Genomic DNA, 20897 nt, shown 5'->3' on the forward strand with positions numbered 1-20897 from the left:
CTTAGCGGTACTTTGCTTGTACTTCTCTCCATTTTGCGGTGAACACCTGGATTAGATGGTGCGTGTGAACGAAACGTATCAGGTCTGGAAGGCTGCCAGGATTACGGTCTGAGAGGTATTGCTTCCAGGTGGACTTGATGGTTTTTGAATTCCAAATGTTGGAGGACTTGAATTCGCTCGCGTTTATCGTGTCGTCGAAAAACTGGCTGAAGTCTCCTTTTAGCCAATGTTCGATTGGGGAGTTTAATCCTATTTTTGAGGTTCGCCAGGTGATCGAATCAGGTAAGAGCCCGTTCGCTGTTTTTCGGAGTGGTAGTTTTGTGTATCCGTCTGCGATCTTTTCGGAACCAGGAGTTGAGAAGGCTTTGACGACGAGTCGCCAGTCCATGAGAGGGGTTCTGATCTCGATGCCGTGGGCCATGGAAAGTCGATCAAAGTTTCTCAATATGGTGGGTAGGATTGTGTAGTGGAAGTCCGAGTAGAGTCTTTGTGTTAGGAAATCGCTTTCAGATAGTGTATCTAGATCTGAATACAGCTTAGAGGCGAAGAGTTCCGATGGTTCGACTTCTAGCCAATTGTGTTTGGATATGAAGACTGCGTCCGGATGACGCTTTTTGACCAGGTGGCGTAGGGGTGGCAGACCAGGCCGCTCGCCGTTGATTTGGGCGTCGTAGTAGGTCTGGCGTAGGCTTCTGATCCTGTTCAGGTTAACTTTGGGGAAGGCCGCATCTATCAACGCGATGATTGGGTGGTGGTGGTATCCTCCCAGGAGCTCGTCGCCGCCGTGGCCATCCATGGAGATCTTGAAGCCAGCCTTAGAAATTTCGCGGTAAACAAGCCAGCCGACGATGGGCAAATCGTAGACTTCCTCGAAGGTATAAAAGAAGTCGGAGAGGTTCTCGACCAGTTCGTCTCCGGACATGACGCGTTTTGTCAGTTGGATACCGAGGTGTTCAGCTACCGCGGCCGCGAATTTGGTTTCGTCTGTGGGGGCATTGGGGAAGCTTGCCACGAACGCATGCCGCCAGTCTTGAGCTCGGTAGTCGTTTTGTGTGTTTGCTTGAGCGCTTACATGAGCGAGTCCAGCTGCGACGCTACTGGAATCAAGCCCGCCGCTGAGGGCTGTCGCAAGGGGAACGTCGCTTCTCATTCGAATGCGACAAGCGTCAAAGAAGAGGTCGGAGAATGTGCTGCCTTCGTCCTTCCCTTCGAGTTCCTTTACCTCTTGGGCGGTGTTCCACCAACGAGTGATGACGGGGGCTCGGTCGTCTCCTAATTTGATGCAGTGCCCGGGCAGGCAGCGGTTTACCCGACTCAAGTAGGTTGGTTCGTCCGGTTCGGCTAGGAACATATTCGCCAGCGATCTGGCTAGGATCTTCTCGTTGAATTCCAGATCAAATCCCTTGAGGTGAAGGAAGGCCTTCAGCTCTGATGCGAATGCAAATCGTTCGTTGGAAGCATAGTAATAGAGCGGTTTTATTCCAAAACGATCTCGAGATAGGAAAAGGCTTCTTTGCACGGGATCCCATACTGCGAAGGCCCACATGCCGTTGAATCGCCTTTGGCAGTCCTCGCCCCAATGAGCGTAAGCGGCTACCGCTACTTCGGTGTCGCAATGGGTCGAGAACGAGTATCCAAACGTTTCGAGCTCTTGGCGAAGCTCCACGAAGTTGTAGATCTCACCGTTGTAGGTGATGTGGAAAACGCGTCCATCTGGCGTTCTGTATTGAAGCGGGCCGTTTGCGCTTTCTGCGAGATCTAAGATCGAGAGTCTTCGGTGTCCCAGTCCAAGATCTTTGTCTATGAAGGTTCCGCGAGCGTCGGGCCCTCTATGAATCAAGGAGTCGGTGAAGAGGTCGAGTTCGAAGGGGTCGACTGCTTGGTTGTTGTTCCAGATGCCTGCGATTCCGCACATACTTTATCGTTCTTTGGGGATCCAGAATATGACAGGGAATCCGGTGGCTGGATTGGTTGTCTCTCCGATGCTCTCGTACCGGCTCAGATTAATGCCAAGTTTGTCCATGTAGGATTCGAAGAAACTGACGTCGCCATGTTGCAGGATGCAGGCACTCTGCCTTCGTTCTTTGGGTACATTGCTCAAATGGTAGTAGTTGGCGTCCAGCATCGCCTTGGTTTCAAAGCCTTTTCTGAAGTACCATTCGTGGCCAGGGGAGACACCGCCAAGGGCGTAGACCATGCCTGGTAAGTCAAAAAGCGCTATGATGTCGCTACCCCATGGACGATCGGCGCGTTTGTAAATCTCTCTAGATTCTTCGATGAATGTTGCGGTTTCTTGGTCGAGTTTCAGAGTGCAGTTGTTGATTCGTACCTTCGTGTTCTGCTTGTGCAATGATGGGTTGCGATACGGGAAAATGATGTTTCCGGTGAACACTTGGGCGGTAGCAATGCAGGTGAGAAGAAGAATGCTGCATTCGAATACCCACGAAACGTTCCACAATGTGGATACGAGGAAGGACTGGATGGCGATGAGAGCGAACCAAGCGGGTCCTTGGTAGATGAAATTGAGATAGATGTAGTTGCCTGTTCCAAATGCGCCGACCACTGGGATTGCGATCATGACAAGAATGGAAGTGTAGAACGAGGTCGAGTCAGGGAACACTAGGGACGGGGTCGCGTTTTGTGCTGTCCAAGTATATATGATAAAGGCGGCGGTCCAGGCGATGAGGCCGAAGTACATTTTCATTGTGTGGAGATTGTAGGCGTCTCCAGAAATGTGGTACTTTTTCTTGAAAATGATATAGAGGAAGGCGGCCCACGCTAGCAGGTAGATGATGAGAAATAGGGTGCGAGTTTGTTCGGCTTGCGCTATTCCTGTTAAGGTGAGCAGAGGAGCGACAACGAGCAGCGCATGAACCGGTGCGAAATCCAGAATGCTGTTTTGCAGGAAGTCTCGCATTTCTTTGTAGTGCCGGCCAAATACGGATCCATCCCACTTGAACAAACGAGCAGTGTATAGCTGATGCTTTACGATACTGCGAAATTGCTTGGGCGAAATGAGGAGCGAAAAAGCGAGTGCTGATGCCGCCAGTCCTCCGAGAATGAATCCCCCCATTTTTGTCGCTAGCAAAGTCAGGTTGTGGAGGTCATGGAGCGTGCAGACGATCAGTATGAGGGGGGTGAACAGAAAGAACGAGCTCGCTTTGAAGAACGGCTGTGTGCCAACGATAAATCCCATTGCGGCAAACAGCCAAAATTGCTGAGCTTGGGATAGCTCGCTCGAGTGCATCGAGTAGAGCAGGAGACCTCCTGCTGTTAGAATGACATAGGAGCTCAAGTGGTTGTATTGAAGTGTCCCGAAGCTGAATCCAAATGAAAGAAGTCCTCCGATATAGAGGAAAAGGTACAGGATGGCGGAGCTGTATTTCAGCTCTAGAATATTAGGGTAGTACGTTTCTAGAAAGGCGATGAATCCCCAGCAAAAAGCCACAGCTGAGATGGCCGTGCATGCGAGCGTGCACATGCGTAGTAGTTGTATGCTTCCGCCAAGTACTCGGTATAGAGGCCAAGTCCATGCGAAGTCGGTGAATGGGAGACAAGCGACTTCTTTCGGATGCTCCATGCACATGTAGGTAGCGGCGTCGTCTGTAAGGTCCAATCCGCGGTCGCAACTCCAGAGGTAGATTGCGCTCAGGGCTGCGGCGACAGTTGCTAAAAGGATTACCGTTATAAGTGGAAGCATTTTGTGTTGTGGGCTTATCGTAGCGACTGCATTAGCTTGCCCCAGAGTTTTGCCTGTTTGGTGTGAGGGAGGATGCGGGCTATCAAATTCATTCCTTTGCAGGATGAGCCGATGAGTACGAGTGGCTTCTTTTGGAGGAATCCTTTTCTTATTATCTGGGCCGCTGTTTCCTCGGGAGTAAGCAATCCCTGATTGCTTGTCTTTTTGACTCCGGCTGTTTCTTGGAAGTTCGTATTCGTTCCGCTAGGACAGACGGTGATGACTTTGCATTTCGAGTTATTGTCTCTGTCGCACTCTTCTTTTAGGGCTAGTGAGAAGGAGAGTAAGAAGGCTTTGCTGGCGGCGTATGGCGCTATGAACGGGAGGGGTTGGAATGCGGAGGAGGAGCAAACGTTGATAATGCTCTCTAGTTTGGGAAACCCGTTTAGAGCGTGGTGGCAGATTCTCAATGGTGCCTTAATGTTGAGGTCGGTTACGAGATCCGCTTTTTCGAGGGAGCTGGTGCGAAACGCTCCACGGTAGCCGACACCTGCATTGTTGATCAGGCCAACTACCTCGCTCTGTAATGAAGACAGATCGCTGAATGCCCGTTCGATTTCTTCGGTTTTGGTGAGGTCTGCTTGAATGGTTAGTGCGTCGAGACTGCGCTTTGCATCCTTCAGCGAAGACTCGTTCTTGTCGATTATGGCGACGTGGTATCCGAGAGCAAAAAGGCTTCGTGAAAGCGCTAGGCCGATTCCTGATGCACCTCCGGTTATGACGATGGTCTCTTTCGAGTGCGATGGTTGTGTGTCTCTCTGCTCGCGAACGAAACGTGGAAGCTCCTCGAGAGGATGGATATCGAATGTGAAACCTAGTTTCTCGACTTTTTTGGGTTGGACCCAGTAGTAGTTGAAAAGGAGGTTAGATAGCGAAGGAGGGAGGAACTTCTTTAGAAATGAAATCCCTTTGGCTAAGTGTTGCGGGAAATTCCATTGGGTTGGGGAGTTGCCGTGCAAGGTTCTCAGCTCGGCTAGCAATCGGCCGAGCGTATGTGACTCGGGATGGCTCAGGTGGAAAGTTTGGTTTTCTGCTTTAGGGTTCGACGCCAGAAACGAGAGCGCTCTCGCAACGTCTTTGACGTGAATGAGCGAGAACAGTCCTGGGAAATTCAGTTTGCTGAGGAGCCCGTTTTTCTGGGCTATTTTACTTAATACGGCGAGGTGGCTATTGTTTCTCATCCCGGGACCGAAGACAGGTCCTACTCGGATGATTGTGTAAGGTAGTCCGCTTTTTTCGATCTGTATTTCGGCTTCTCGTTTGCTCTTTCCGTATTGAGTTCGGGGATACGGAATATCGTCCTCTTGGATCGGCGAATTGTTGTCCCATGACTTGGGGCGATCCATGGCGGCCGTTGTGCTGAGGTATATGAAACGCTTTAGGCCTGTGTTTGACGGGATGAAGCTTAGTAGTCTGCGAGTAAGGTCGATATTTGCTTCCTGCTGAGCGGAAGCGTTTTTGTCATTGAAATTTGGATTTCCGGCTATGTGGAAAATGTAGTCCGCTTCTTGGATGGCGGATTCGCACTCATTCTGGTTCGTCCATAGAATTGCCTTTGTCGTATTTCTGGCGGGCAGCTGCTTGCTTGAGTCCCTTACGATTAGCTTAAGTTGTATGGAGGGGTCTTCGGAAAGGTGCTCGACGAGATGCTTGCCGATGAAGCCGGATGCCCCAGTTACCACTGCGTTCATGCCTTTTTGAGTATCCAGTAGATGCAGCATGGATCCCTGCGAACCCATGACGTTATGACATGCCATGCGGCGGGGAATAGCGCTATCCAAGAGTTTCGAATCAGGAATGTCTTCGCTGCTCTTGGGTCGATTTGCTCGGTCGGGATATTTTTCTTTTTGCTGAGATAGAGGAGGTTTTCGCTTCTGGATTTTTTATTAAGCCAAGTTTGGAACCAGCCGAATATGTCGTATTCTTTTGAATACGATATCTCTTTGTCGATTTTTAGCCCTTTGTTTGCTATTAGCTGCTTGAGGCCTTTGTCGCTAAACTGTGTGAAGTGGTGGTCTCGGTCCAGGTAGGTCCAACCGTAGCCTCCAAACTCCGCTTGCTTGCTGCCGAATCTTGGGACGCAAACGATTATGTTCCCGTTTGGGGAAAGCAACCTCCGCGCTTGTTCGATGGCGCTTGATGGATCGGGGAAGTGTTCCAGCACGTGCCAAAGTGTTATGCAATCGAAGCTTTGGTTCTTGGACTGCAGTTTCGCAACCGCCTCCTCGTCGAAGTAGGAATGTATCCACGAAAGGTTGAGTGATTCAGCGTGGGCTGTGTTGTTCTTGGTTAGGAGCTCTGGTTCGATGGCCGTGACTTCGTATCCGTGTTGGGCTGCCTTTCTTGCGAAGGCGCCTGAACCTGCCCCGATGTCTAGGAGTGATTCTGACTCTGGTGGCTTGGCTCGATTTCGCTTTATTGTTTTGATTCTGTCTTCTAGGAATGAATCTAGCAATCTTTGCTCGAACGAGCTTGATGAAGATAGGTCGTCTTTGGATAGACCGGGTTCGTCGTAACTCGGGAGCGGGGCGGAGTAAGCGTTGCCGCATGATTCGCAAATCTGTATCGAACGTTTGGATGCGGTGAAAACCTCCTGGTCATGAGGCTTCCATTGGTGTGATTTGCTCGAGTGGCAAACGGGACAGCTTGTGCTTTCTGCTACGCTCATTCGTCAGGGTCGTGACTCTGGAGGATTTGAGAAACGATGTAGAGGGGGCGGCCCTTCGCTTCGTCGTAGACGCGGCCAACGTATTCTCCGACCAGCCCCATGCAGAAAGTCTGAAACCCGCCGAAGAACATGAGGAGAAGGATGATTGGTGTGAAGCCCGGCAGGAAGTAGTCTGGATTCGTGAATTTGACTGCTATGACAACGATAGAGGCGATAAGGGAGAGGGAGAGTATCAGCAGTCCCGAGTAGGTGACAAAGCGAAGGGGGGCGGTAGAGAAAGAGGTGATCCCTATGGCGGCAAACTGGATCATCTTGGTGAGAGTGTAGTGGGTCTCTCCTGCGAATCGTGAATGTCTTTCGTATTCAAACGCTTTTTGTTTGAAGCCTATCCAACTGATCATGCCCCGCAGGAAGCGTCGCCTTTCTGGGAGGGCCTTGAGCGCGTCGAGAGCTTTCCGGTTCATCACACGGAAATCACCTGCGTCTCTCGGGATTTCGGTTGATGCGAGCCAGCTGAGTGACTTGTAGAAGAGTTTCGAGGTTGCTTTCTTGAAGAAGGTTTCTCCGTCTCTCTGGGTGCGTTTGCCGTAGATCACGTCGTATCCTGCCGCCAGCTCTTTGAGCATGTCGGGAATCACTTCAGGCGGATCTTGTAAGTCGGCATCGATGAAGCAGGCTGTTTTTCCGCGGGCGCGGTTTATCCCTGCTGATATCGCGGGTTGCTGGCCAAAGTTTCGCGACAGGAGAACGACGGTTGCCTGTGGGTAAGGAGCGATGAACTCTGGGTAGGATTCGCGGGAACCATCGGTGCTTCCGTCGTCGACGAGGATCAACTCGTAGCTGAGCTCGGCGTTTTGGAAAGTCTGGTGAATACGTTTCAGTAACTCGGGGATGTTCTCGAGTTCGTTGTAAACGGGTACTATGACCGATATATCTGGCGTTGGGTTTGCCACGGCTTAATCGATAGGGTTTCTGCAGACTAGAACGACGTTCCAGCAGAGTAGTCTTAGAGGAGGTATCAGCTTTAGCAGTACGTCATCCAGTCGCTTTAATGGCTTGTAGATTGGCGCCCACTGTTCGCTTTCTTCCAGCACGACTTTCCAGTATCTCTCCTTGTTTGGATCTTTGCGTTTCCAGAAATAAAATAGCAGGAAAATCGATAAGGTTGAGAGCCAGTAGTAGCGACTGTTTGAATGCTCGAATCGAGACTTGACCCAGTTTATGTCGGATCGGGTGAGCGGGTGTTCGTCTTCGGTTCTCACCTCCATCGCCATCTTTCTGTAGGCGTTGATGGCTGGATTGTAGGCGACTGGGTCCCAGGATGCGAATACTGCCCCTGGCTTCATAAGCTGTTTCACTTGTTCGATTACGGCGATGATGTCGGCGTGGTGCAGGATGTTGGCTGCATAGACGAAGTCGAAGCGAGTGTCGGTGAGCTGCGCTAATTGTCCGGCGTCTCCGCAGAGAGTGTGGATCTTGACATTGTATTCTTCGGCGAGCTTCTCGGCGTGTTTGAGCATGCCGGGAGACAGGTCGGACGCGTAGACATTGGCGCCCTGCAGGGCCATGTAGACTGAAGTCTCTCCTAGACCGCAGCCAATCTCTAGAACGTTTTTCCCTTTAAGGTCGCCGACTTGCTCTAGGATGTATTTGATTTCTGGTGCGGTACAAACTTGGTGTTGTTTGATAACGTCGATTTTTGTGCTGCTGGCGTCAGCGGCCCAAGCGTCGTGGAAATCGCTTTCGCGTTCGAGGAGGCTTTTTTCTTCGTCGTCTTTTCCTGTTCCCATTTGGTTTTCGATCGCAGTGGCGTTCTTCTCGTAGAAGTTCGCGAGTGTTTGGGCCGCTTCTTGAAAGAATCTCTGGTTGTTGTCCTTTTGCTGGGTAAGGGCTTGGGTTTCTTGGGCTCTGGCTGCTGTGTCGCCTCGTTTGTAGAGTTTTAGGTTTTTGTCGGTTAAATCGAGCGAGGCGATGGTTTCGTCGTTGTATTCAATTTCCAAAGCGCTCTTGGAGTTTGGATTGAATGATAGCTGGTTCAGGAAGGCGTTCCAGTTGTTGCTGCTGGCTTTGTTTGGGCGCAGATCGCGAGCGGTTCGGAGAAGCTGGTAGATGGCGCTATGGATAAGGATGGGCTTGGGCATGGAGCTAGTGGGTGGCTCTTAAGCGTAAGGCAGTGGGTTCTCTTCGCGTATGCGCTTACCGATTTGGGTCAAGTCGTCGTAGCTGAAAGGCCAGTTCTTTGAGGGCTTTTTGACGAAGAACTGTTTTGCTCGCTGGATACGCGCGGCCATGAAGCGAGATGATATTGAGATTTCAGGATAGCTTCCGTACATGCATCCTTCGCAACTTTTGGCTATGTCTACGACTGAGCGCTTGAAGCTCCTGTTCCTGTAGTGTTGGGGGAAGCTTTTGGATTGGGCGTAGATTGGGACAGGGAGACGGTGGTCGCAGCAGGGGGCGAATTCACCGTTGGGCAGCAAGGCGAAATAGAGTGAGGGGCTGTCGCAGACTTGGTTGTTCTTGCTTCTCCAGGTGGTGGCTTCGCCGCTTACGAATCTGTAGATATCGTCGAGATACTGATCGCTATCGTATAGGAGGTAGCCGTTCTCCCTCATGGTGTGTACTTGCTTTAGCAGTTTGGCGACTGCGTCGAACTCTGAGGGAATGAATGCTAGGTTTTGATCGAAGGTCCGGAAGCCTCTCGCTTGGTGCTGGTTTGTGGTGTGGATCGGGACGAGGGAAGTGTACCAGCCTATTTCGGTGCCGAAACGTATGACGTCTGGTATGTGCTCCAGGTTGTTCCTTTGCATGACGCACCCAAAGGAGGCGAAGCTGTCTTCTCGAGGAAGGTATTTGGTGAAGAGGCTGACTGCTCGTAAGGCCGAATGCCATGATTTGTCGAAGCCGCCGTTGATGGCGTCCTGCTGGCCGGAATCGAGGGAGTCGAGGGAGATCGATATGTCGTTGCCGCCGAATTCGATGGCTCTGTGGATTTCTTCTTCTCGAGCGAGCCCGTTGGTCTGCATGCGGACGTGGATATCACGGTCGCGAAATGCTTTTATGATCTCGGGAAGATCCTTGCGGGCGAAGGGTTCGCCACCTGTGAGGAGCACGATGGCGACGCCAAGTTTGGCAAAGTTGTCAGCGATTCGTTGGATGTCGTCGAGAGAGCACTCTGGGAGGTCCGAGTTGGCGTATATGATGTTGCACTGCTGGCAGGTTAGGTTGCAGCGAGCGGTCACGTAGAACTGAACGTAGACTGGGTTACGCCTTGTGATGAGCCCTTTGGCGATGCGGGCGGATTCGGTTAAGGAGAACATACTAGTTGGTGATCAACCAATAGGCGAGAGCGGTAACGGGGAGGAGTATCAGCAACCAGGTTACGCACCCAGACTGGAGAGTCACTGTTGTGGGGATGAGTAGGTTCGGCTCGGCGATCTCGATTTTTGTCAAATCTGCGTCAAGATCGACGAGCTGCTCGAAGATCTCTTCGTGGTAGGAGCTGGCGATCATGATTTTGTCGTACTTCTCTTTTCTTATGTCGTTTGGTGAGATGATTGGCTTACCGAGAAAGGAGGTTCCTTGTTTGTTTCGATCATTGTCGATAAAGGCGACGATGTCGTGGCTGCGTCGCATTTTCTTGAATACGTTTTTGCCTCCAATGGACGCTCCGAATAGAAGGGTTCTGGGTTTTGAGGACATTTGCTTGAGTTTGGAAGGATGTGGAGGATTAGGGCCAGTATTTGAGGGGCGCTTCGACGATTTGGTTGAGTCGCTCTCGGGTCGCTTCGTGGGGAAAGGGTTGTAGGTCCTGGAAGGAGTGTAGGAAGTTGATCCGGTCTGGGGCGACTCTGGTGAGAAATTGCTGGAAGGTCTGTGCGAGGCTTTCGTTTCCTGCGAGCTTGGAGAAAGAAAAGAGAAGCTGAAGGCTCCAAGCGTAACCGCTATAGGTGGTGGTCATTAATTTCAGATCATCCTCGCGTTCTTCTATGGCCTGGATGGCCTGATCGGAATCTCCGTAGAGTAGATTCAGGTGGATGAGTGAACAGAGGGCGTGGATGTCTGAGGCGTGCGGATCGATCGTTTCCTTTTCCAGCAGTTGCTTCGCCTTCGTTTCTTCGCCGAGTTGCCAAAGCCAGACGGACAAGGTCGCGTGCGGGATGAAGGATTGGGGAATCGCTTTTATTGCGTTCTCGATTTGGTCGATTGCTCGGTCGAACTCGCCAAGGAAGCAGAGGCAACGGGCGAAGCATTGATGGTCATTCATGGTCGCCAGCTTGTTCTTGCAGACGGTATCCATAAATTGGATGAGGTCTACCGTTAGGACTTGCTGAGCAGCCTCTATCCCTTGGTGGACGAGGGATTGCCCTTCGCTGCTAGGCGCGAGATAAGCGGCGAGAAATGAGTCAAGCAGGTCTGATGGTTGCTCGCAGCTTTCGCGGTATTCATCCGCTCGCTTGATCGCCGCGGTCCAATCGCCTTTCTTCGCGTAGAGCGCGATATATCGTGGGTAGTACTGAGGGCTGAGGCGTTTGTATTTTGCGTCTAAGGCGTAGAAGTCTTCGAGTCCGGTTTTAGTCGGACTGAGGTGGGCGATGTGATGCGCTAGCTTGGAGGCGAGATCGAAGGTGTCGGAGTAAGTGTCGTAGATCTTCTTTAATTCGCCTTCGAGTTGGAGCTCGGGGTTCTGGTGGTAGCGATGAATGAGCTCGGGAGCTTGAAGGCTGGAAATCTTGGACGGCGAGAAAACTTCGAGAAGAGACGGCTTAAAGCTAGGATCCTGGCATATTGAGTTTAGGTGGGTCAGAAACGCGTTTTCCCACGCTTCGTTTACCACTGTCAGTCTCGGGTTCGCTCTGGCGAGACCGATAAAGCTCTGGAGGAGTTTCGGCTTGATCGCTAGGATACGGCTGAAGGTATGGGCCCAGATCTCGTTTGCTTCTAGGTTCCAGAAGCTTTGTGCCAAATCCTTTAGGGTATAATCGGAGATCTGCCATTGGCTCTCGATGTTGGCACTCCCTTGGAGGATGTGCTCTATGAGTTGCAGCGAGGGTTTGGCGGCTCGTAGTTGTGTTTTCTTACGAAGGTGTTCGAGAGGGCGTTGGAGCACTTGGAGGGTCTTGGCTGAAAACTCAGATGAAGACCATTGGTCGCTGTATTTGTTGGATAAATACGAATCGGAAGGGTGAAAGACTGTTTCGAGTGGTTGGCGCTCTATGGCATTCTTCCCTTTTCTGTTCCATGAGATTAGGGGAGCGAGTATGTCTTTGAGTCGAGCTTTGCCTTTGACGAGCAAGCGAGGGCAGTCGATCACTGTTTCGTTCTTGAACGTGAATCGCTTTAAGGAGTTTGAGCCATCTGTGTACAGGAACATGGGGATCCCTAGTACTAGGCAGCTAGAGTAGATCAGGGAGTTGGTCGTGTTGTCCTTGCAGAACGAGACGACGTATTCGGCATTCGACAGTGCTTGCGGTTCGAATGGAGTATCTTGGCTTGTCTCAAGGCACTCGAACGCATTCGAACTCTCGGCGGAGACTTGTATCAGGTCCTTGGATGCGTTTGCTGTACTCTTTGTCCGTTCTTGAACTAGAACGGGTCTTGAGGGGTGGCCTGATTGATGAGTGAGCCGTTCGAGCTGCGGGTGGAATGGGGGGAGAAAATGATATCTGGCAAGGAGTTGTTCTGGGAAGTCAGGGTTTTGCTCGATCAGCTCTTCTGGGGTCAGGCGACCGAGTATTAGGTCGGGGCAGTCCCAGTCGGAAACGGACACTTGATTTGGCGGCAGGATCGCGACCGAGGCGATATTGTCGCTGTTAGCCTTATTAGCGATGGCCGTAGCGTGTCTCTGCCACAGAGGCTCTTGAGATTCAAGGTGCGTGAGGAGGGATTGAATACCTTGGGCGGTTGAAGTGTCGAAAGGCGTTTGAGTACTTGGGGGGATCGGTTGAGTCATAGACTGCTTACCTGCGAGTAGATCATCCTGTGAGCGTTGGTTAGAGGGCTGAGAGCATTACTGAATGATTGCTCTATGCAAGCGATTTGGCTTCGAGTTTGCTTGATGCTTGCTGTTTGCGGGGTGTCTGATGCACCTTAATTTCCTGAAGGCTATTGGTATGAACTATCTGATTACTGTCGTTATTGCGGCTCGCAACGCTGAGCAGACCATTGAGAGGGCGGTGAATTCGGTTTGCGAGACGGGGGACGCCAAGATCCTTTTGGTGGATGACTATTCTGATGACGATACGGTTCGGCTAGCGAAGTCTAGGGGAGGGGATTTGTTGGAAGTCGTTACTCCGAGGGAGAAAATTGGTTTGGGCAACGCGAGGCAGGCTGGTCTTGAAAGTGTGGATACGCCCTATTTGATGTGGCTGGATGCGGATGACGAGTTGCTTGCTGGTCGTCTGGATAGGATGCTTGCTCGTTTGGAAAAAGGGGCAGATCTGGTGTTTGATTCAGCGGAGTTATGTGATGGTGCGAGTGGTAAGTTTATAAAGAATTTACAGATTCCCTCGTTTCTGTGGGAGGGAATGGGGCTTTACCGGAGTTTCGAGCGTAATTATCTGCCTGGTCCTGCGTGGCCGGCTGCTCGGGTCGAGTTTGCTCGCAAGGTGGGCTATGACCCTGAGCAAAACGCCTGCGAGGATACGGATTTCATTTTGAGGGCTCTGAGGTTGGGGGCGAAGTGGGAGCTCCTCTCTGAGGTGGGATACCGTCAGTTTGCTTACGAAACGAGCCTCTCGCGTGACCTGACTCACCAGCGACGGTTTTTGGCGAGAGCTTTCTCGAAGCACTCGTTTCTTGAGTTGGAGGCTTTCTTGAAGGGGAAGGGTGTTGAGGCTGGCTTGTTGGCTTGGTGTTTGTGTTCGAACGCCCTTTTTCGTGGAGACTGGCCACAGGCGGATTTGTATGCCCGTGAAGCGTTTGGGGAGAGCGCGAAGGAGTCGGAGGAGCTTTTGCTCCCGTGGAGGGTGGGCTTCGATTGGTTGTCGTGTTTTATTCGGGGATCGGTTGCTCTCTTGAACGGAAAGGGTGAAGCCGAGGCGTTGCTTGAGCGATGTGTTGAGCTGGAGGAGAGTCCTGACGCCCTCAATAATTTGGGCGTGGTTCGAGCGAAGCTTGGAAAGCGGAATGAGGCTGTGGATTGCTTCGAAAAAGCGCTCCAATTGATGCCCGGCTACCTCGACGCCCGGCGAAATCTGGAGAATGCGGAGGTGGCGGCAAATATTACCACGCATCCGTTGCGGAGATTTGAGTCAAGATCGGGATACTGATTTAAGTTGTTGGTAGATAAGTGCTAGCAAGGAATGTTTAGTTTGTTGGTATGCTCCTTGCTATGATCTAAAGTACTCTCGTTTCGAGATTTACTGATATGCACGTTGTTGGATCAATCATTGCCCGTTTGGGTAGCAAGAGGCTCACTTACAAGAACCTGCTTCCGTTTGCGGGCAAACCGCTTGTGGGCTTGGGCGTGGAGATTTTGCGGCGGGCGAAGTCGGTGGACGAGATCGTGGTGTCGACGGAGAGCGAGCTGATTGCGAGAGTGGCTCTCGATTTCGGGGCGACGGTGTTGCGGCGCCCGGAGGAATTGGCGGGGGATAAGGTGCCGTCGGTCCCGGTTTTTCAGCATATCGTGGAGAATCACCCGTGCGATGTGCATGTGAATTTCAATATCAATTTCCCGATGTGCGATCCAGCGGTGATCGACCGTGCGGTTGAGTTGGCGTCGCGTGATGGCGAGGCGCTTTCGAATCCGTATGCGGTGTGGGCGCAGTCAGCGGAGCGGCTCGCGAACTACGAGGATCCGCAGAACATTCCGTCCGCGTTTCGCAGCGTTTTTGAGGACGAGCGGGCGGGGCCGTTGGATATTCACACTGAATCGGATTTGCTGGAAACCTACCGAACTTCGCAAGGCCTTAAGCCAGAGGGTCTTCCGGAAGGATTTTAGATGAGTTCAACTACTCAAGAAACAGGTGGAAACTACCGATATATACGAGAGGGCTGAAGCCCTGAAATTTTGACCCGATCGTCTGAGCCAAATGAACAAGAAATCTCCATTCCGAATTTTCGCTTTTTGCATCCTCGCGTTTTTTGTAGCGGGGTCTTCCTGGGCGGCATCCTTGGAGCACGGCAAGGTGCGAGCTCGGACGCGTGGTTGGGAGGTTAAGGATGAAGGTGGGGTAAATGGCTCGAACGCGCCTCAGACCGAGATCACCCAGGAGCAGTCTTATGTAGAGGAATCTTTCGCGGCGGACGCTAGCCAGGCGACGGTCGAGGTGGAGGAGCCTGTGGTCGAGGTGGAGGAAGCTCGTACGGTGAAGCGTCGAGGGAAGCTGATGTTGATCGGTGGGAAGAAAAAGAAAAAGGGGCCGACTCGCTTGGATGGTTACCTCGCGGTTGGGGTTTCGCCTGCATTGCGTTTCTCGGACCTGGATCCTGTGCACTCGCGGCCTCCATCGCCAGCGTTGCCGGAGTTCAATTTCGTTTCTAGCGAATACGTGCCTTATCTGATCGAGGAAGCCCTTCCGGAGGATGCGATGAATGACGCGTCTCTGTTGTCGGAGATCGTGATCGAGATGGAGCCGCATACGGTGGTCTCTGGCACGATCGACACGCGTCGCCACAAGCAGGAGGAGCAGGTCGAGCATTTCCAGCTGGAGGAGCAGCGGACTACGGTTTTGAGACCTGAGGAGGTGCTTATATTTTTCGAGACGGAAACGGCCTCCGGCAAGGCGGGCGCCTTGGTGCCGTTCTCGCCGGCTACGCCTAGCCAGAACACGACTATCAATAGCAAAGCGACTTTGAGGAAAGAATAGCGATGAAGAGTTTTTTGATCAGACTGATGCTGTTTCCAGCGTTTCTCGTGACTGCGGTTTTGGGCGCTGGCGCTCCTGCTCCTGCGGAAGGGGAAGAAGAGGTGACGGAGGAGGTGGAAGATCCTTTCGCGGATCGTATCGTGATCGTGCAGCCGAAGAAGGAGCTCGACCCGGAGTTGGCTTCAGAGCAGGTGATGCGTTACTACGATGCAGCGGTTAACGAGTGGAGTGGGGGCGATTTTGAATTCGCGGAGCGTTATTTTGCGGCAGCTCTGGGAGTCCCGACGGATGTGCCTGAGAAGGAAGTCGTTCTCAACAAGATGGGCGAGCTTTACGCGGCCGCGGGGATGTTTCCGAAGTCGGCGGCGATTTACGAGCGTCTGGCCACGGAATTTCCGGAGAGCCGACGCTTGCCGGAAGCCTACTTGGAGCTTGGGAACATTTACCGCAAAATGGGAGCTCAGGAACTCGCGATTTCGCGTTACTACAAGGTGTTGAACTCTTCGCTCCACGTTTCTTTCGATCAGTTGGAAAAGTACAAGCAAGTCTCGCGTAACGCGCAGCTTGCAATCGCGGAGACGCATAAGGAGCGTGAGGAATATCAGGAGTCGTACCGCTTGTATCAGGCCTTGTTCCGGCTGGAGTTGAAGCCGGTTGAGCGACTGCGAGTACACTACCGGATGTGCTATCTCTTGTATGAGCTATCTAACTACCAGCAGGCGGTTTCGCAGCTGAAGTTGTTTTTGGACGAGTATCCAGAAAGTCCGCACAATCCGGAGCTGCGCTACCTTTTGGCGAAGTCTTACGAAAAGCTGAACCGCAAGCCGGAAGCGTTGCGTGAGGTGGTGAACATCCTGCAAGCCCAGTCGAATCCGTTGACCGGCTACGCGGAGGATGCTGACTACTGGAAGCAGCGTACGGGAAATGAGCTTGCGAACGAGTTTTATGAAAACGGCGACTTCCGCAGTGCGTTGAAGATTTACCAGTCTTTGGCTCGCTACAGCGCGAGCCCGTCCTGGCGTTGGCCGGCGATTCATCAGATCGGTCTTTGTTTCGAGCGTCTTGGTTTGCCGGAGAAGGCGAAGCTGGCCTACCAGGAGATTTTGAATCCTGAAGACGGGCCTATCGATGTGGCGAGTTTGGGAGAGGGAATGCGTTCACTTCGTCAAATGGCGCAATGGAGGCTTGAACACTTGAATTGGGAGGATGATCTTGTGGCGCGTCTTCAATTGTTGAAGGCTCAGTAGACCACGTTCCCCGATTCAAGATTATGGACCCAGCCAAGACTGAAGCGATTCTTCGCGAGCATGTTCGTCTTTGTTCAGACCTGCATGAGCTCTTCATCGAAGAAGGGCAAATGATGCGTACGACCGGAGCTCTTCCTTCGGAGGAATTTTTGGAGCGTAAGAAGTCGTTCGTGACGGTTTTGGACAAGGGCTTGGAGTTGCTGCGTCAGATCAACGAGTCTGGCGAGCCGATCCCGCGTGGCATGGAGCCTTTGGTGAAGGAATGCCGCGACAAGATCATGAAGCTGATGATGGTCGATCGGGAAAACGAACGCTTGCTGCTGAAGAACTCGTTGCCGCCTAAGATGAAGGAAGCGTACGCGAAGGTGGCTCCTGGACAGGTGGCTCGGGCTTACGGGCGGTTCGCGAAGTAGAGAGGGGCAGCTTTTGGCTCCTGCATGGGGTCGCGGGCTGAAGCGCCGCGCTACGTTAGGCGTTGGGGGAGAGCTTGAGTGCGATGACGCAGATGTCGTCGGTCGATGGGGTGCCGTTGAGGGCGTTGTCGAGGGATCCCTTTACTTGCTTTAGTTGCTCGCGGATGCTGCGGCTGTTGGCGTTGCCGAGCGCTTCGACGAGGCCTTGCTTGCCAAACTCTTCTCCTTCCGGGGTGTGTTGCTCGATGATGCCGTCGGTGAAGAGGAAGATGTCGGTTTCGGAATCGAGGTAGAAGGTGGTGTCGCCGAATGGCTCTCCCGGCAGCAGCCCGAGGGCGGGGCCGACGATGTCGCACGGGCATTCCTGGAAATCCTTGTCTCCGGTTTTGAGGATGGGGGCGGGGTGGCCGGCGTTTGCGATGACGGCTTGGCCTTTGCCGAGGTCGACGATCAGGTAGGCTGCGGTGACGAAGCGTGGGAACTCTTCGTCTTCGGCTAGGGAGAGAATGGTTTCGTTGAGGTGCTGCAGAACCCGAGACGGGTGGGCGAGGATATTGGGGATCTCGGCCATCAGACCACGGATAAGCATGGTGACGAGGGCGGCCTTCACGCCGTGACCCATGACATCGCAAACGAGGATCCCGATGCGGTTTTCGTCGACGGGAATGATGTAGAAGAAGTCCCCTGCTAGGTGGTGGCTGGGCTTGTAGAGATAGCAGGCTCGGAAATTCCATTTGTCGCCGTTTTTCAGATACAGGCGGCTTTCGTTGAAGCCCATGGACATGAGCTGCTCTTGGAGCTGGCGAGCGACGAGGAGTTCCTCTTCGTATTGCTCGTTCTTGACTTCGAGCGCTTCCTTGGCCTTGCGGGCAAGCTCTTCGGCGCGTTTTTGCTCGGTGATGTCGAGCGACATGCCGACGATGCCTTCGATCTGGTTTTGCTCGTTGCGGAGTGGTACTTTCGAGGTGAGGACCCAGCGGTTGCCGGCTAGGATGCTCTTGTCGTACTCCAGCTTGTTGCTGATGGGTTCTCCGGTTTCGATGACTTGTAGGTCCTCTGCCAATACGCGGTCGGCCCGTGGGTCGTCGATGATCTCCGTGAGGAGCTTGCCGGTGATGTCGAGATGTGGGGGGATGCCGATGACTTTGCGGTATTCCTGATTGACCAGCATGTAGCGTCCTTCGCGATCTCGAATGAAGAGTCGGCAAGGGAGGATTTGCACGATGGTCTGGAGTAAGCGGCGGTGGCGAAATACGTCGCGCTCGGCTTGTTTCTGTTTGGTGATGTCTCTGGAGAGCCCGAAGGTGCCGCAGATGTTTCCGGATGTGTCGTAGAGCGGGAGTTTCGAGGAGATGACCCAGCGTTCCTGTTTTCCCTCGTGGACGGAGAGTTCTTCCTTGAAGCTCCAGCCTTGGCCGGTGCGGATGATTTCTTGCTCGTCCTCGAACTTGGCGAGGGCGGACTCGGGGGCGAAGAAGTCGAAGTCGGATTTGCCGATGATGGCGGAGGGTTCGCCTACGCCGTGGTATTCCGCCATGGCTTTGTTGACGCAGATGAAGCGGCTTTGCAGATCCTTGAAATAGACGTGGTCTGGCAGCGATTCCATGAGCTGCTGGAACAGCTGGGCGCCCATGTCGTGCTCTTCGTGGAAGACGCTTTTTTTGCCGTCTTTGAGGCCTTGGTTGTAGGCTTTTTCGAGGAGCGTATCGATCTCGTCTTGCGTCAAAGTGATCTCACCGCCTTCGCTGGGCAAGGGGGAGCTGATGCCCGCTTGAGCGAGCGCTTCTTCGAGAATCGAGTCGGTTGGGTTCATCAGGGATTGGTAAAACTGAGGGGAAGATACCCCACTTGGCTCGCTTGGCAAATGCGGAGTTTAGGTATCCTCCTTGAGAAGCTCGTCTAAGCTCTTGCATATGAACACAAAAAAAGCGACTCGGAAGTATCCGAGTCGCTGATACGAAAACTTGTTTTTAACCTGTCTGGAAGCCTAGGTGGTCGGCACGCTATCGTGACATGTTTCCACGATACGGACGAGCTCCTTGATGTTGAATGGCTTTGCCAGGGTGGCGACGAGGTTGGGGTATTTGAAGTGGCGAGCTTCGTCGTGGAAGCCGGAAATGATGATGAACTTGGTCTTGATGTTCTGCCAGCCTGCGAGGAACTCGAGCACCATTTCTCCGGAGAGGCGTGGCATCTTGAGGTCGAGGAGAACCACGTCGAACTGGTGGTTGGGATCGGAGAGGACTGAAACTGCGTTGTGTCCGTCGCAAAGTACCGAGACGTCATGTTCTTCGCCGAAAACGGTGAAGAGCAGGAGTCGGATTGCGGGATCGTCGTCTACGATTAGAATTTTCATGTTCCTGAGCTGTGTAGCGGTTTGGGTGGGTTGAGTGGATTGGATCTCTGCGTAAGGAGCTTAGTTGAGAGAGGGTGAGTTTCCTATAGATCGACTGGGATAGGAGATTCTGAGGTGAAATCTTTGGGGTTTTCCTGCAATTAGCCGCTTTGTTACAGGTGGCTAGTTGTTTCCTGACAGGCAGGGCTTCTTGATCTTGGTGATTAGGGGCGAGGAGAAGCTGCCGGCGTCGAAAAGCGTGTTGTTCATCTTGCCGTAGAATTTCTGGATCTCGGTTTCCATGCAGCGGGCGGTCTCCCGGATGGTGGAGATGTCGGAGGGCTCGATCCAGTATTTCTCGGTAATGCTAGAGAGGAATTCGACCTTTTCGGCGATGGCGGCGACTGCAGCCATGGAGTCCGCGAGCATATCGCTCTCGGTGGGGGAGAGTTTGGGTTGGACGAAGGGTTCTTCGGCCTGGGGCTTTACGGTAGCGGTTTGGGGCTCGTCTACCGGCTGCTGGCTGAGGGTGAGCGTGCGTACGACTTCGAGCAGGTTGCGGTAGTTGAAGGGCTTGGGGAAAATTTTGCTGGCTCCGAGCTCGTTGAATTGGGCTTCGGACTGTGGATTCAAGTAGCCGGTGAGGACGATGACGGGGACGTTCGGGTGGGCGGCCTTAACTGCTTCGATGACCTGGAGGCCGTCTTTCTTGGGGAGGTGGTAGTCGAGAATGATGAGGTCGTTGGATTCGGATAGGCCTTTGTTGATGCCGTCGTCGCCATTGTCCGCTTCGTCGACGTCGAATTCGTCCTTTAGGACTTCGCGCATGACCATACGGAGCGCGGGATCGTCTTCTACGAGTAGTACGTTCTTTTTCATCTTAGTTGTCTCCGATCTGGTGTTGGTTTTGTTGGTAGTGGTCGGCCACGAGCTTGATTTGTCGTGAAGGGGGGAGTTCGTGTCCGGCAAAGAAGAGGGCTATGGTTTGGCCTTGGACGTTGCGGACGGGAAATTTGGAGCCGTGGAGCCAGGTCTTGCCCCAAGCGAGGGTGATCAGTTCTCGCGTTTCGAGAATGGGCTTTTGGCGGTTGGCCACGAATTGGTCGGCGGCGGCTAGGTTTGCGTCGTCTTCCAGCCAGAAGATGGGGGGACCTGAATTGCGGTGCTCGTCGAGCGAGGGGAGTCGCATGCGGAGCAGCTCGCGGCCTTTTTTGTTGAGATAGAAGATGTCGTCGCGGGCGAAGTAGCCGAAGACGCAGCAGCTGAGTTCCTCGAAGGCGCTGACGTTGGCCTGCAGGAGTTGCTTGGGGATGTCGAAGGCCCGGTCGAGTTCCTCGAGAGCGGATTCGAGGGCTTCGGGGAGGTTTGCTTGGAGCAGCTTCTCGTAGTCGGGCATGTTGGGCGTTGGTCGGTTGGGTGAGTACTCGAAGAGTAACATCGACCGTGGCTGGCGCTTCTTTAGCGGAAACTACTCAGCGGCACCCCATTTTTGTTTGGGGTGTTTTGCTTAGCGTTTGGAGGAGGGGTGTGGCCGATGGGGACATCGGCCGCTACCTGATCCGGTATTGGGCGGCAACGACGGACGGACTGTTGCCCAAAGGGGCAAGAAACGGACCGCTTTCCCGAAAGCGTAAAATTCAGAGGGAAAGACTGACGCGGGCCGAAGCTGGAGAGATGCTGCC

The 20897-nt window shown here is 53.0% G+C and carries 19 protein-coding genes; 5 read left to right on the forward strand and 14 right to left on the reverse strand.

Features of this window, described 5'->3' with window-relative positions; translation table 11 throughout:
• Position 1 precedes the first annotated feature (1 nt).
• The 9 genes from asnB to JIN87_RS15245 are packed head-to-tail and all read right to left on the reverse strand — an operon-like array spanning position 2 to position 12360.
• The gene (gene asnB / locus JIN87_RS15205) at positions 2 to 1915 is read right to left on the reverse strand and encodes an asparagine synthase (glutamine-hydrolyzing) (protein WP_200356438.1); all 1914 of its coding nucleotides are present in this window, start codon (positions 1913 to 1915) and stop codon (positions 2 to 4) included.
• A gap of 3 nt (positions 1916 to 1918) precedes the next feature.
• The gene (locus tag JIN87_RS15210; RefSeq protein WP_200356439.1) at positions 1919 to 3700 is read right to left on the reverse strand and encodes a hypothetical protein; all 1782 of its coding nucleotides are present in this window, start codon (positions 3698 to 3700) and stop codon (positions 1919 to 1921) included.
• A gap of 14 nt (positions 3701 to 3714) precedes the next feature.
• Positions 3715 to 5460: an SDR family NAD(P)-dependent oxidoreductase gene (locus JIN87_RS15215; protein WP_200356440.1), complete on the reverse strand. Its 1746-nt coding sequence runs from the start codon at positions 5458 to 5460 to the stop codon at positions 3715 to 3717.
• The gene (locus tag JIN87_RS15220) at positions 5427 to 6407 is read right to left on the reverse strand and encodes a class I SAM-dependent methyltransferase (protein WP_200356441.1); all 981 of its coding nucleotides are present in this window, start codon (positions 6405 to 6407) and stop codon (positions 5427 to 5429) included. Before JIN87_RS15220 ends, JIN87_RS15215 begins: the two co-directional genes overlap by 34 nt.
• The gene (locus JIN87_RS15225; RefSeq protein WP_200356442.1) at positions 6404 to 7360 is read right to left on the reverse strand and encodes a glycosyltransferase family 2 protein; all 957 of its coding nucleotides are present in this window, start codon (positions 7358 to 7360) and stop codon (positions 6404 to 6406) included. Before JIN87_RS15225 ends, JIN87_RS15220 begins: the two co-directional genes overlap by 4 nt.
• A 3-nt stretch (positions 7361 to 7363) precedes the next feature.
• Positions 7364 to 8548, reverse strand: coding sequence for a class I SAM-dependent methyltransferase (locus JIN87_RS15230; RefSeq protein WP_200356443.1), 1185 nt, complete (start codon positions 8546 to 8548; stop codon positions 7364 to 7366).
• Positions 8549 to 8566: 18 nt separating this feature from the next.
• Positions 8567 to 9727 (reverse strand): radical SAM protein, encoded by a 1161-nt coding sequence (locus tag JIN87_RS15235; RefSeq protein ID WP_200356444.1) that lies wholly within the window; start codon positions 9725 to 9727, stop codon positions 8567 to 8569.
• 1 nt (position 9728) lies between these two features.
• A complete protein-coding gene (locus JIN87_RS15240) occupies positions 9729 to 10109 on the reverse strand; it encodes a nucleoside-diphosphate sugar epimerase/dehydratase (RefSeq protein WP_200356445.1) in 381 nt (126 codons plus the stop codon).
• Between the two features lie 28 nt (positions 10110 to 10137).
• Complete coding sequence (locus JIN87_RS15245) at positions 10138 to 12360, reverse strand: hypothetical protein (protein ID WP_200356446.1); 2223 nt, start codon at positions 12358 to 12360, stop codon at positions 10138 to 10140.
• Positions 12361 to 12520: 160 nt separating this feature from the next.
• Between JIN87_RS15245 and JIN87_RS15250 the strand changes: the two genes are divergently transcribed.
• The 5 genes from JIN87_RS15250 (at position 12521) to JIN87_RS15270 (ending at position 16880) form a co-directional block, all read left to right on the forward strand.
• A complete protein-coding gene (locus JIN87_RS15250; RefSeq protein ID WP_200356447.1) occupies positions 12521 to 13678 on the forward strand; it encodes a glycosyltransferase family 2 protein in 1158 nt (385 codons plus the stop codon).
• 98 nt (positions 13679 to 13776) lie between these two features.
• A complete protein-coding gene (locus tag JIN87_RS15255; protein WP_200356448.1) occupies positions 13777 to 14352 on the forward strand; it encodes a cytidylyltransferase domain-containing protein in 576 nt (191 codons plus the stop codon).
• A 91-nt stretch (positions 14353 to 14443) separates the two neighbouring features.
• The gene (locus JIN87_RS15260; RefSeq protein ID WP_200356449.1) at positions 14444 to 15220 is read left to right on the forward strand and encodes a hypothetical protein; all 777 of its coding nucleotides are present in this window, start codon (positions 14444 to 14446) and stop codon (positions 15218 to 15220) included.
• A gap of 2 nt (positions 15221 to 15222) precedes the next feature.
• Positions 15223 to 16467, forward strand: a complete 1245-nt coding sequence (locus JIN87_RS15265) for a tetratricopeptide repeat protein (RefSeq protein WP_200356450.1) — start codon at positions 15223 to 15225, stop codon at positions 16465 to 16467.
• Between the two features lie 23 nt (positions 16468 to 16490).
• On the forward strand, positions 16491 to 16880 hold the full coding sequence (locus JIN87_RS15270; protein ID WP_200356451.1) for a hypothetical protein: 390 nt from the start codon (positions 16491 to 16493) through the stop codon (positions 16878 to 16880).
• A gap of 55 nt (positions 16881 to 16935) precedes the next feature.
• Here JIN87_RS15270 and JIN87_RS15275 read toward each other — a convergent pair whose 3' ends face one another.
• The 5 genes from JIN87_RS15275 to JIN87_RS28300 all read right to left on the reverse strand — a co-directional run.
• Positions 16936 to 18693, reverse strand: a complete 1758-nt coding sequence (locus JIN87_RS15275; RefSeq protein ID WP_200356452.1) for a SpoIIE family protein phosphatase — start codon at positions 18691 to 18693, stop codon at positions 16936 to 16938.
• 174 nt (positions 18694 to 18867) lie between these two features.
• A complete protein-coding gene (locus JIN87_RS15280) occupies positions 18868 to 19236 on the reverse strand; it encodes a response regulator (RefSeq protein ID WP_200356453.1) in 369 nt (122 codons plus the stop codon).
• A gap of 162 nt (positions 19237 to 19398) precedes the next feature.
• A complete protein-coding gene (locus JIN87_RS15285) occupies positions 19399 to 20094 on the reverse strand; it encodes a response regulator (protein WP_200356454.1) in 696 nt (231 codons plus the stop codon).
• 1 nt (position 20095) lies between these two features.
• Positions 20096 to 20611 carry a hypothetical protein gene (locus tag JIN87_RS15290; protein WP_200356455.1) on the reverse strand — a complete coding sequence of 172 codons (516 nt, stop codon included), beginning with the start codon at positions 20609 to 20611 and terminating at the stop codon, positions 20096 to 20098.
• 62 nt (positions 20612 to 20673) lie between these two features.
• Positions 20674 to 20897: hypothetical protein (locus JIN87_RS28300; protein ID WP_234033430.1), on the reverse strand; the 224-nt coding region annotated here is incomplete at its 5' end.

Origin of the sequence: Pelagicoccus mobilis, assembly GCF_016595505.1 — a bacterium.
Lineage (GTDB): Bacteria > Verrucomicrobiota > Verrucomicrobiia > Opitutales > Opitutaceae > Pelagicoccus > Pelagicoccus mobilis.